Genomic DNA, 13099 nt, shown 5'->3' with positions numbered 1-13099 from the left:
AGCAGCACGTCGCGCCCGGCACTGATCGTGCCCAGATCCGTGAGCGTGGTGGCGGCGTCGAGGACTGCGTCGAGCCCGGCGGCCACGCCGCCCGGCACGGTGATGCTCTGCCCGGCGAGCAGCGTCGCAGTCGTGCCGGCATCGACCAGCCCGCCGATGCCGATCGCCCCCCCGGCGGTGAGGACGGAGGCGGCGCCGGAGCGCAGCAGACCGGCAACCGAGATCGCAGCCGGCGCATCCAGCACGGCATCACCGCCCGCGATCACGCTGCCGCCGACGGCGATCTGCTGGCCGGAGGTCACGGTCGCGCCCGCGCCGGTCTGCACGCTGCCGTCGACGACGATGGCACCCGGCGCCACGAGCGCAGCCGCGCCGCCGGCCTGGAGCGTGCCCGGCGCTGCGATCGTCAGGGACTGCCCTGCGGTCAGCGTCGCGTCCGTCACCGCGAGGACGGCACCGGAGATGCCGATCCCGGCCGCCGCATCGAGGCTCGCCGCCCCGCCTGCGCTCAGTGCGCCGCCGACCGCGATCTGCTGCCCGGAGGTCGCGGCCAGATCGGCGCCCGCATCGACGGTGCCGTCGGCTGCCATGTCGCCGCCCGAGGCGAGCGTCGTCGCGCTGCCCGACTGGACGAGGCTGCCCGCGGCCAGGGCCATGCCGCTGCCGGCGCTCAGATCGGCATCGGCGCCGGCCACGACCGTTCCTGGGACGAACAGGTCTGACCCTGCCGTCAGCGCCGCGGTTCCGCCCGCGAGCACGGACCCGAACACCAGCATGAAGCTGCCCGAGGTCAGGACGGCGTCGCCGGCGGCGTCGACCACGCCGTCCACGATCAGCGCATTCGCGGCGTCGATGCTCGCGCTGCCGGCGGTCTGGACCAGACCGCCGCCGAACACCTCGAGGTTGCCGCCGGCGCCGAGGACCGCATTGGACCCGGCTGCGATCGTGCCACCAACGAACAGGTCCGACCCCGCGGTCAGCGTCGCCAGTCCGCCGGCGACCACCGAGCCCGGAACCGAAATCCACTGCCCCGCGGTCAATGTGGCATCGGCGCCCGCCGCCACCGCACCCTGAACCACCAGTGGGCCGGTGGCGATGAGCGTCGCAGCGCCGGTCGACTGCACGATCCCGCCCGCGGCCACCACAAGGTCGCCGCCCGCGTCCAGCGTCGCGCCCGCCCCGGCCGCCACCTGGCCGGAGATCGTCGTCGCGCCCGTCGAGGTCAGCGTTGCCGCCCCGCCGGACTGCACGCTGCCCGTGGCGCCGACAGTGAGGCTCTGGAGCGTCGTCAGCGTCGCGGCGCCACCCGCGTCGAGCAGGCCGGTGAGGCTGAGCGTCCCGCTCGCGCCGAGATCGGCATCGCCGGCCGCAAGCACGGTGCCGGAGATATCGAGGTCCTGGGTCGAGCTGAGCACGACATCGGTGCCGGCCTGGACGGTGCCGGGCACGGTCAGCGTCCCGCCGGCGCTGATCTCGACCGCGCCGGCGGTGGAGGTCGCGCCGGCGAAGGCCGGCACCAGCACCGCGAGCGGCGCGACCACGCCGAGCTGGCTCTCGGCCGGCCCGTCGGCGCCGATCGCCGCGATCGTCAGCGCGCCCGCCGCATCGAAGGCGAGCGTGCCAAGTGCGGCGCCGGCGAAGCTTGTGAAGGCGTTGCCGGGCTGGCGGACGTCGATGCTGCCGGCCTCGGCGCTGAGCGCGAGCGCGCCGGCGGAGATCGTCCCCCCGGTCTGGACGATGTCGCCGCTGGTCGCGCGCAGGCGGATCGTGCCAGTGCCGGCCGAGAGCGGGCCGGCGAGAGTCAGCGTGCCGCCGGAGACGAGCGTCAGCGGCGCGCCGGCGGTGCCGATGCCGCCGGCGGCGACACTCAGCGGGCCGGCGGCCCGGAAGCGGAACCCGCTCACCCCAAGGCCGGCGATGCCGCCCACGGCATTCGCGGCGCCCGCGCTGGCGAGATCGACCGCGCCGGCAGGAGCGAAAGCCTCGAGCGTCGCCGCGGTGATCCCGCCCGTCGCGGTCTGCTGGACATGGCTGTTGGCGCCGCCGCCGGCCTGGAGGGTCACCGCCCCGGTGCCGGCATCGAGCGGGCGGTCGAGCAGCAGACCGCCAGTGCCGCCGCCGGTCCCGGCAATGAGCGTCAGCGTGCCGAACCCCGCCCCGAGCCGTACCCCCGTCTGCCCATCAACCAGCGCGCCGTCGCCGGCCACCTCGCCGAGGGTCAGCGCGGCGAAGTTGCTGAAGCGGAACTGCGAGACCGCCTCGCCTGACAGGGTGACGGCGAGGTTGGTCTGGTCGAGCAGGACCGAATTGGCGCGCACCAGCAGCTCGCTGGCGACAACGAAGCCCGAGCCACCCTGGCTCAGCGTCCCGCCGGCCCGCAGGCGCACGATGCTGTCCGTACCGAGCCCGGCATTCACCGGCGAATCCAGCGACAGAGTGCCGCTCTCCGCAACCAGGGTGATCGGCGCGTTGCCAGAGGGGCTGACCACGCCGGTGGCCCCGAACACCGGCAGAGGCCCATCGTCCGTGACCGCGCCGACGGTGAGCGGGCCCTGGTTGCGGAACCGGAAGCCGGAGATGGAATCCCCCGCCACCACCCCGACCGCGTTCGCGGCCGTCGTGAGGTCGACCGTGGCACCGCGCGCGAGCAGCGCACCGGCCGAGAGCGTCCCGTCAGCGCCCTGGGTCAGTGCTCCGCCGGCCTGCAGCCGGATCGTCTGCGTCCCGGCGTCGAGCGGCCGCGCGATGCCGAGATTGCCGCCGGCGAGAAGGGTGATCGGGAGCGAGGCCCCGCTCGGCTGGATGCCGTCACGCCCGGCAGTGACGAGCGGAATCCCGGCGCCGACCGAAACGGATGCGCTCTGCCCCACCGTGACCGCTCCGCCGGCGCGGTAGCGGAACCCAGCCGTGCCGGCGGTGCCGGCGATCGTGCCGACATCGTTCGCGGTGTCGTCGAGCCGCACCTCGCCTGCCGGCGCCGCTGCGACCAGCGTCGCGCTCGCCCCGCCCGTGATCGGACCGGTCTGGATGATGGCGTTCGCCCCAGCGCCGCTCTCCAGCACGAAGCTGCGCGCGTCGCCCGGCTGGCCGGCGCGGTTGACGCGGATGCCGGTGCCGGGGTTGCCGCCGGTCCCGCGCACGAGGAGCTGGCCCGAGGCCGCCTCGGTCGCGTTGCCGGTCGAGCCGAAGCGCAGCGTGGTCGTCGGGCCGCCGAGCTGGTCGATCGACGCGGCGGTGAGGGCGAGCGAGATCAGCGGGTCGAAGGGGAAGAGGCTGCCGAGCGTGATCGGGCGCCCCGCGGTGAACGGCCGGACGACGACGGCCTCGGCTGCCGCGCCGACCGGCGCGGCCAGCAAGAGCCCATCGGCGGCAAGCTCCACCGCCTGGCCGACGACCGGCTGGCTTGCCGTGATCACGCCGCCCGCGTCCGTCACGGCGAGCCGCACCGCGCCGCCCGCACCGCCGGTCGCCCCGACCGCACCCGAGACCGCGGTGGTATCGGGGGCCAGGCCGGGATCATCCCCGACCAGCCCGACCGTGAACCCGGGGGCGCTGCGATACCAGAGATCGCGGCCCGCCTGCGCGGCCAGGGTCTGCACGTCGTTGCCCGCGGGCCCGCCCGGCGCACCCGGCGGCACAAGGCCATTCTGGCCGTCGAGCAGCACGTCACGCCCGGCGCGGGCAAGCAGGGCGTCCGCGATGACGGGACCGGCCGCGGTCTGGGTCAGATCCTGCCCGGCGTCCAACCGCACGACGGGACCGACCACCGGCGCGGCGAGCGTGAGGTCGGTCCCCGCGATCAGCGAGATCGGCGCGCCCACGCCAGTGACCGAGAGCCCGTTGGCCAGCCCCGGGAACGCGAGGCTCGGCGCGACCGCACCGACCGTCGTGCTGCCGGCGTCGCGATAGCGGAACCCGCTCACGGCGTCGCCCGCGATCGTGCCGACGCTGTTCGCGCCCGATCCGGTGAGGTCAACGGCGCCGTTCGTGGCGCGTGCGACCAGGCTCTGGGCGACGATGCGGCCCGTCGGGGTCTGCTCCACGGTCCCGACGCTGCTGCGCAGCCGGACCGTGCGCGTGGCCGTCACGCCCGCCACCGGCGCGTCCGGGCCGTGCGCCAGCTGATCCAGCCGCAGGGTGCCGAGGCTCGCGAACTCGAAGTCCGCATTCGCGCCCAGCGTGGCGCCGGCGAGCGCCCCCACCTGGTTGTCGGCCACAGCGAGCAGCACCGAGCCCGCCGCACTCCGCACGATCAGGCTGTTGGCGATGACCGGGGCAAGTGCCTGCTGGGTGACGGCCACGCCGGACCCGTCCGCGATGCCCGCCTCCAGCGTGACGTCGCGGCCCGCGAGAGGCGCGCCGACACCGCGGATCGTGAGGGTCCCGCTGGCCTGCTCGCCGGGCCGCTCCGCACCGCCGAGGCTGCCGACGCGCAGGCTGTAGAGACCCGCACCCACGCCGATCCGGTCGAACTGGGCCGCGTCCAGCACCAGCGCGCCCGGCGCCACGCCGCCAAGGCTGATCGGCCGACCCGCGGTGCGGGTGCGCAGCACCACCCGCTGCACCGTCGCGTCGCCCAGGACACCGGTGATCGGGTTGATCGTCAGAGCGTCCGCAGCTGCCACCACCGTCGGCGCGACCACGGTGTCGTTCACGGTCACCTGCGCGCCGCCAAGGGTGGCGGTACCGGTGGCGAAGATCGGGCGGTCGACGCTCAGCGTGCCGCCCGCGACCAGGGCGAGCGACCCAGCCTCATTGCGGGCCCCGTCAGGCCCGCCCGGCCCCGCGTCCACCAAGGTGAGGTTGGCCTGGCCAGTGATGCCAACCGCGCCACCGCCGGTGTTCCGGACCGCGACGTCGAAGTTCTGCTGGTTGGTGAACTGGAGGCCGCCATCCGTGTTCGCGACCAGAGAGCCGACCTGGCTGGCCGACGCGGCGAGCAGGGCCGGGCCGCCGGACTGGATCGTCAGCGTGGCCGCCGTGATGGGAGCGACCGCGGACTGGCTGATCGGAGCGGTGCTGGTGTTGGTGATCGAGACCGCCGCGCCGGGCGCGGAGACCGGCTGGTCCACGGCGAGCGCCCCGTTGACGGTCAGGCTGACCGGCGCGCCGCCGGTGACGATGCCGGACAGGCTCGGGACGGCCGCGCCGCCCTGCACGGTACCGACCGTCACGCCGTCCGCGCTCACGTAGGTGAACGTGCTGCCCGGCCCGCCGGCGCGGCCGGCAAGGGTGGGGATGCCGTTGCCGGGGTCGCTCAGCATGACGCCGCCGGCGGAGGCGATCGCCGCGAGCGCGGACCCCGCACCGCCGATGATGCGCCGATCCTGCCCGATCGCCGCGGCGCTCGTGTTCTCGGTCTGCAGGGTCAGCCGGCGGCTGCCGAGATCGAGCCCGGTCGCGTCCGGGGCGCCGCTGCCCTGGACCGTGATCGTGCCGCCCGTGGTGCGGAGCCGGACGGCGGCGGTCGCCGAGCCGAGCCGGTTGAACTCGTCCTGGTTCACGGCGAGCGTCGTGCTGTCGCCACTCGTGGTGCTCAGCTCCGTTCCGCCCGCTCCGACCAGGATCGAGCGCGCAGGGTTGGTCGGCACGATGTCGATATCGGTCGCGCCGGCACCGAGCGGCGCGTTCACCGCGATCCGGTCCGTGCTGACCCCGACCCGGCCGGCCGTCACGGTGGCGTCCACCGTCAGCAGCCCACCGGCCCCGCCGGTCACGAGGTTGACCACGCCGGTACCAGCATTGATCGCCTGGCTGATCGTCAGGCTGGTCCCGGCCGAGAGTCCCACGGTCTGGCCGGGTGCGCTGATCCCGGCAACGCCGCCGACCGTGCCGACGGCCATGCTGGGCGCAGGGCTCGCCACGCCGAATGCGCCGCCGGCGCTGCCAGCGATGGTTTCGACCGCGGCACTGGTCAGCGACACCCCGCCCGCAGCGCGCGCGAGCAGCTCGTTCGCCGAGATCGTGCCGGCCGGCTGCGTGATCGCGCCACCCGGGCCGGTGCCGCCACCCAGGGCGTCGAGCTCGAGCCGCCCGGCCCCGCCGAGCGCGATCGAGCCGCTGAGCGTGATGCCGCCGCCGGCGCCCGCGCGGCCCGACTGCATCACCAGGACCGCCGATCCCCCGGTGCCGATGCTGCGCCCGCCGTTCAGCGTGATCCCGCCCGCGGCCGTCAGCGTCAGCGTGCGTCCGGACGTGATGGCGATATCGGCGTCGATCTCGATCAGGCCGGTACCGCCGCCGGTGCTGCCGACCGTCTGCACGATCACGTCGGACGCCGCGAGCTGGCCCTCCAGTACGCCCACGTCGAGGATGGAGAGCGCAACGTCGCCGACCGGCTGGAATGGCGACGCTCCGGTCACGTCACTCGATGCCGCGTTCGCGATCCTGAGATCGGCCGGGTCGAGCAGCAGCACGCCCGCGCGGCCGAGGGTGGCGCGGAGATCCGCCACGCCCCGATAGTCCAGCCAGCCCTTGGACGAGACCTCGGCGAAGCCGCCATCGCCGCCCTCGGGCCCGCCGCGCGCACTGATCCGGCCCCAGAACCGCGTCGTCTCGTCGGACCAGATGATCGCCGTGCCGCCATCGCCCTGCCCGGTCGCGTCCGCGAGGATGGCCGCGTCGCGGTCGACGATCACGCTGCGCGACGTCTGCCCCGGCCCCTGGCCCTGGAGATCGCCGCCGAGCCGCACCGTGCCGCCGCCGGCACGCCCCGAGGCGTCGATCCGCGCGCTCAATCGCACGGCGATCCGCTCGCCGCGCACATCCACCGTGCCGCCGCGCTGACCCGCGCCCTGGCCCGAGACGTCGAGCGTGCCGGCGATCGTCACCGCGCCGGCGTCGCCGCCGCCGAGGACGATCGTGCCGCCCTGCTGATGCACCGCGGTGGCGGCGATGCGGCCGCCGGCGAAGATCACGTCATCGACCACGCCGCGCGCGGCGCGCGCCGAGACCACCACCTGCCCGCCCGGCGCCTCGAGCGTGCCGGTGTTCACCACCACCGCGCCGCCATCCGACGGCGCGCGCGACACCGGGTCGCGCACCTCGAATGCCACCAGCCCGTCACCGGCGAGATCGATCGTGTAGGTCTCTGCCCCGCCGAGCACGACGCGGCCCTCGCGCGCGACGATCCGGCCGGCGTTGCGCACCTCGGGCCCAACCAGGGCCGCCACACCGGTATCGGCGACCGTGATCTCGCCCTGGTTCTCGACCCGCGCCCCGGCGACACGTCCGGGCAGGGTCGCCGCCACCTCTCCGGTCGCCATCAGCCGCGCCGCGTCGATCCGCGAGGTGGTGGCGAGGATGCTCGCGGCATTGACCTGCGCGCCCTCGGAGAAGGTGACGCCGGCCTCGTTCTGGACCACGATCCTTCCGTTCGCGGACAGTCTGCCCGCGATCACGGAGGGGTCGGGGCCCGTCACCCGGTTGAGCGCGACCGAGGAGGTCGAAGGCTGGATGAACTGCGTGTGCTCGCCCTGCCCGATCGAGAAGCTGCGCCAGTCGATCACCGCGCGCGCGCTGCCCTGCCGCACCACCAGATGCCCTTGCGCCGGCGTTTCGATGCCGGCCTGTCCCGCCACCACCGTACCGCCCTGCGGATTGGCATGCAGTTGTATGGGCGAGAGCGCCGTCAACGCCGTGCACGACGCGAGCAGCAGTCTCAGTCCGCAGGGGCCGCGCATCATCATGGCCCGGTTCGTCGCCCCCCTCCCCATGTGATGTCGCCTCAGAAGCGACCGGTGAGCCTGAAGAACCCTGCGTACAGTGACAGAGGTTGCACGTTCGCGCCAGCGAACTCGCGTGTGAGGCGGCGCACACCTTCGAGTTCGAGCGTCAGCCAGGAGCGGATGTCCATGCGCACGCCGAGGCCGAGGGAACGCATCGGTATGGCGGCCGGCTCCGGCAGACCCGGCGCGGCGCGATCCCACGCCCGGCCGAGATCGACGAACCCGTAGAACTGCGTCGGCAGGCCCTCCGCATCGGCCTCGGTCAGGCGGAGCTCAGAGGTGGCGCGCAGCTCGATCGATCCGATCACCGCACGATCGCCGGTGACCTCGCCGGCGAAGAAGCCGCGCCCGAGCCGATCGCCGCCGAGGAAGAACTTCTCCTGCTGTGGCAGCAGATGGTCGGTGTACTGCCCCGCGATCACGCCGAGCACGTCGAACGCCCAGCGCCCGGCGGAGAACAGCGCCTGAAGCCGCGACACCTCGGCCGTCCACTTGATGAAGCCGGCCTCGGCGCCGGGCCGCGGCGCGAGCGCGGTCACGTCCGAGGGCGTGGCACGGAAGCCGTCGATCCCGCGGTGGAACGTTGCCCGCACGCCGGTGATGCCGAGCCACTCGTCGCGGAAGCTTGCCTCGGCGCCGATCCTGACCGTGCGATAGCGTGCCTCGGTGCGCTGCTGCAGCGCGCGCTGCGCCTCCTCCTGCGAGTCCGCCTGGTAGATGTCGGCCTGGCCGGTGATGGTGAGCGTGGTCGCGCGCGAACGGATCAGCGGGTAGCTCAGGCCGATCCCGCCGACGAACACGTTGCCGCGATAGCCGATCTCGGCGAGCGGCGTGCCGGGCTCGGTGCGTCCGCCGCCCGCGAAGGCACGCACCGAGAGCCCGCTGCCGCCGATGAAGCCGGACAGGTTCACCTGGACGAAGTTCTGCTCCCGCCGCTGCTCCGGCTGGCCGCGCAGCGCGGTCGAGACGATCAGCAGTTCGCTCCGTTCGCCGAAACGGGTGAAGCTGTTGAGCGCGCCGAGCGCGAACAGCTGGGTCGGACCCTGCAGCCGCGACTGGCGATTGTCGTAGACCACCACGCCGTCATAGGGCTTCCGCGTCAGACTGATCACCATCTGCGGTGCGCCCTCGACGGTGCCGGGACGCAGCGTCGCGGCAGCGGTGACGCCCGGGATGTCGTTGGCGAGCAGCAACGCGCGCTCCAGCGTCGCGACCGAGAGCGGCCGTTCGGCGAGTATCGGGGCGGCGAAGGCGCGCACCTGCGCGATCGCCGGGCCGATATCGCCCTCGAACTCGATCTCGGCGATGCCGCCCTCGATCACGCGGAGCCGCACCACTCCGTCCTCGACGCGCTGCGGCGGTACCACGACGCGGCTGAGGAAGTACCCGGCATCGAGGTACAGCCGCTCGAGCCGCTGGGCGAGGGCGAAGATCTCCGCGACCGTCACCTCGCGGCCGACCAGGCGCGCTGTCTCGGCCTCGATGCGGTCGGGGAGGATCGCGGTCGCGCCGTCGACCACGATCGCGCGCGGGGTGAAGCGCACCGTCTCCGCGCCCGGGGGGGCCGGCACGACCGCCGGCGCGGCGGGAACCGGAACCCCGGGCTCGGGCCGCGGCGGAGGCGGGACCGTGACGCGCTCCGCCGGCGGAGCGAGCACCGGCGGCGCCGCCGGCTGGCCGGAGGCGGCGCCGGGCGGCGCCATCGCGAGCGCCAGAGCCAGGATGGTCCCGCGTCCCCGACCCCGCTGTCCTGCCGTCCGGCACACGCGGAACCGGCCTCGCGTCATTCGCTCCCCCAAACGATGGCCGACGCTATCATGGGCTCCTCCCGGCAACAACCGTTCCTGTATCGCTCCGATCAACCGGCCGGTGGCGGTCGGCCCACCCCTCGCCGAATCGGGTGTTTCCCGCTTGCCGATCATGGGGCAGACTCACACGAGCATCCACAGCAGGCCCCGCGATGGAAGGCCAGAGCCTCGGCAAGTATCAGATTCTGTCCGCGATCGGCCGCGGCGCCGCCGGCACGGTCTGGCGCGCCATCGACCCGGTGATCGACCGCACGGTCGCGATCAAGACCATCAAGCTCGATGATGCGGGCGATGCCGAAACGGCCGAGGAGATCGCCCGCTTCAAGCGCGAGGCGCAGGCCGCCGGGCGGCTGTCGCACCCGAACGTCGTGCAGGTCTACGACTACGGTGAGCAGGGCGGGCTCGCCTATCTGGTGATGGAGTATGTCGAGGGCGGCTCGCTGAAGGGCCTGCTCGACAAGGGCGAGCGGCTGCCGCTGAAGGAAGTCGGCCGCGTGATGGACGAGCTGCTCGCGGCACTCGCGCACGCGCACGAGAAGGGCATCATCCATCGCGACATCAAGCCCGCGAACGTGATGCTGACGAAGTCCGGCCAGGTGAAGGTCACCGATTTCGGCATTGCCCGGATCGAGTCCAGCACCATGACCCAGGCCGGCACCGTGATGGGCACGCCTGCCTACATGTCGCCCGAGCAGTTCCGCGGCGAGCCGGTCGATCTGCGCACCGACCTCTATTCCACGGGCGTGGTGCTCTATCAGCTGCTGACCGGCGACCGGCCGTTCGACGGGACGTTCAGCGCGATCATGCACAAGGCGCTGACGGTCGAGCCGCCGAAGCCCTCCGAGATCAGCTTCGCCGTGCCGCCCGGGCTCGACGCGGTGGTGGCGCGCGCCATGGCGAAACGGCCGCAGGCCCGGTTCGAGAGCGCGAGCGCCTTCCGCGCTGCACTCGCCGAGGCCGTGCGCGGCGCCGAGCAGGACCCGCTGGCCGCGATCACCGCGGCGGACCGCGACGCGACCGTGGTGAGCCGTCCCGCTGCGCCGCCGCCGACCCCACCCTCCGCCCCGCCGGCCGCGCCCGGCACGGCCGGCAGGACGCGCGGGTCGCCGGGCGCAGCGATCGCCGGTGGCGTACTGGGGCTCGGCGCGGCGGCCGCCGCCGCTTGGTTCCTGCTGATCCGCGAGCCCGAGCCGCCGCCCACGCCGCCGATCGGTCCGATCGCGCAGCCGCAGGTTGCGGCGCCGCCACCGATCGTGCCGCGCCCGGAGCCCGCGGCTCCGACCCAGCCGCCCGCGGTGCTCCAGCCGACACCGCCGCCGCCGACACCGACCCCGGCCCCGACCCAGCCAGCGCAGCCGACCCCATCGCCGCCCCCGACCGCGCCGCAGCAGGCGGAGCCTGCAGCGCCTCCCGCACCGGCGCCCCCGGCCCAACAGGCAGCCCCGACGCCGCCGGCGCCGCAGCCGCCGACGCCCGAGCCCCGGGTCGCGCCGGTGGCCCCGCCGCCCGTGGTGCCGGCGCCGAGCGAACCGCCGCGCCAGCAGCTCGCCCTCGGGCCCACCGCCGCGACGCTGCGCAGCGCCGTCGCGGGCGCCATCGCGGCGAGCCGGTGCAGCCTGGTCGCGGGCACGATCGAGGGGACCGACCGCGTGCGGCTCACCGGCTTCGCCGAGGCAGGCGGCGGGGAGTCGGCGCTCAGGCTCCGCGTCGCCTCGGCCGGCGTGCCGTGGGAGAACATCGACTGGCGGGTACGGGGCTTCGAGGGCCCCTACTGCGACGCGCTCGACCTACTCCGCCCGGTCGCCGACGTGTTCGGCGAGCCACCGAGCGGGCTGTCGGTGGCTCTGGCCGGCGACCGGCGTCGGCTGGTGCTCGGCGACCTGCTGACCGTGCGGGTCGGGATGCCGCGTTTTCCCGCCTATCTCCGGGTCAGCTACTTCACCCATGACGGCGAGGTGGTGCACCTGCATCCGAACAGCGGGGACGGGGCGCGCAGCTTCGCACCCGGCGCGCGCGTCTCGCTCGGCGATCCCGCCGAGGGCGGGCCGCGCTGGGAGATCGGTCCGCCCTACGGCACCGAGATGATCGTGGCGCTCGCCTCGGAACGGCCGCTGTTCGAGAGCGCGCGCGAGGATTTCGAGCGGTCGGAGGCGTATCTCGCCGCCCTGCGCGAGCGCCTCGGCGACGGCCGCGCCGGCCGCGTCGCCGCGCAGGTCCTGATGGTGGAGGTCGCCGAGCGCTGACGCGGCCAGGCGCGGGACAGCCACGTCGCCGGCAGCCCGTCGTTGAAGCGGACGCGCATGTCCTCGAGCTGTGCGGCGGACACGCCCAGCGCGGCGGCGTTGAAGAAGCGCGGATCGGGCGTGTGGATCAGATAGGCCATCGCCTCGTTCATCATCACCTCCTCGACCTCCGGGTCATAGCCGCCGGCGGCAAGGAAGCGGCGGAACGCAGCGCGCTCGGACTCCGTCAGGCGCTCGCGCCACCAGTGCGCGACATGGGTGGCGAATGTCGGGTTGGTGAAGAACTCGCCGTGGCTGAGCTCGTGGCGCAGGATGCTCGCACGCACGGACGGATCGATCACCAGCCGACCCGCCGCCGCGCCCTCCGGCGCCTCCACCGCGGAGAGCGACACGACCGCCCCCTCACCCGCCGGCCGGGGCAGCCCGTCCGGACCGGGCGGCGCGAGGCCGGTGTCGGCGAGCAGTACGGCAAGACGGCGCTCGGCCTCGTTCAGCGCCACGCCGTCGCGCGCGGCGAGCGCGAAGAACCGCGCGAGGTCGGTCACCCGGTAGTTGTGGCCGAAATAGAAGGTCTCCTCGGTCTCGCCCCGTTCGGCGATCGCCGCGGCGAGTTCGGCGTCGGTCAGCACGCGATCACGCGGCAGGCCCTCCTTCTCGACCAGTGCGGCGATCCGGTTCAGCATCCGCCCCTGTTCGGCGAGGCTCGGGAAGTCGAACACCAGGATGCGCGGATTGTCCGCGACCCGGAACACGGTCAGCGCGGTCGCGCGATGGGCGAGGATCGTCGCGGCATCGGCGAGCCGCGAGGGATCGATACGCGCCGGCGGCGCGGGCGCCTCGGCGACCGGGGCGGGCGCAGGGGGCGGTGGTGCGACGCGTTCGAGCCAGAGCCACCCCCCCCCGGCCGCCACGACCGCCAGCGCCAGCAGCGCGGCGGCGATCCATGGGGCACGGCTCCGGCGCACGGGCTTCGGCCGGCTGGCGCCGCCCTCCGGCCGGCGCAGCACGACGGTGGCGTCGTCGTCGACCCGGCGCCGCACGCGACTAGGGCGGGAAGGCCCCGGCCGGCTCCGGCCGGGGCGTGGCTGATGCGCGACCGGCCGGCCCGCCCGTCACGAACCGGCGCGCCTAACTGCCGATATTGACGATGTGCACGCGACGGTTGCGCGGCTCGTTCACGTTGTCCCCGGTCGGAATTGCGAGCGCAGTCTGACCGAGCCCGATGGTCTCCAGCCTGGTGCCGCTGATGCCGAAGTTCCGCACCAGGTAATCGCGCACAGCATCGGCACGGCGCTCCGACAGCGTCAGGTTGTAGACCGCG

Annotated in this window: 4 protein-coding genes; 1 reads left to right on the top strand and 3 read right to left on the bottom strand. The window is 74.2% G+C overall.

What is annotated here, in order from left to right:
- On the bottom strand, nucleotides 1-7688 hold a 7688-nt coding region (locus tag ACTIFU_RS17240; protein WP_439579553.1), incomplete at its 3' end, for a two-partner secretion domain-containing protein.
- 38 nt (nucleotides 7689-7726) lie between these two features.
- Nucleotides 7727-9430 carry a ShlB/FhaC/HecB family hemolysin secretion/activation protein gene (locus tag ACTIFU_RS17235; protein WP_439579552.1) on the bottom strand — a complete coding sequence of 568 codons (1704 nt, stop codon included), beginning with the start codon at nucleotides 9428-9430 and terminating at the stop codon, nucleotides 7727-7729.
- Nucleotides 9431-9687: 257 nt separating this feature from the next.
- Between ACTIFU_RS17235 and ACTIFU_RS17230 the strand changes: the two genes are divergently transcribed.
- Nucleotides 9688-11778, top strand: a complete 2091-nt coding sequence (locus ACTIFU_RS17230; RefSeq protein WP_439579551.1) for a protein kinase domain-containing protein — start codon at nucleotides 9688-9690, stop codon at nucleotides 11776-11778.
- Nucleotides 11779-12906: 1128 nt separating this feature from the next.
- Here the strand turns inward: ACTIFU_RS17230 and ACTIFU_RS17225 are convergent.
- A partial coding sequence (locus ACTIFU_RS17225) for an OmpA family protein (protein WP_439579550.1) occupies nucleotides 12907-13099 on the bottom strand: 193 nt, incomplete at its 5' end.

It is taken from the genome of Elioraea sp., assembly GCF_051860475.1.
Classification (GTDB): Bacteria; Pseudomonadota; Alphaproteobacteria; order Acetobacterales; family Acetobacteraceae; genus Elioraea.
Note: the sequence above shows the minus strand (reverse complement) of the source record. Positions and strands in the feature narration are given on the sequence as shown.

Bases quoted from the DNA above. Each gene is read 5' to 3' on its own strand.
- ACTIFU_RS17235 (WP_439579552.1), bottom strand. From the start codon at position 9,430: ATGGCGCCGCCCGGCGCCGCCTCCGGCCAGCCGGCGGCGCCGCCGGTG.
- ACTIFU_RS17230 (WP_439579551.1), top strand. From the start codon at position 9,688: ATGGAAGGCCAGAGCCTCGGCAAGTATCAGATTCTGTCCGCGATCGGC.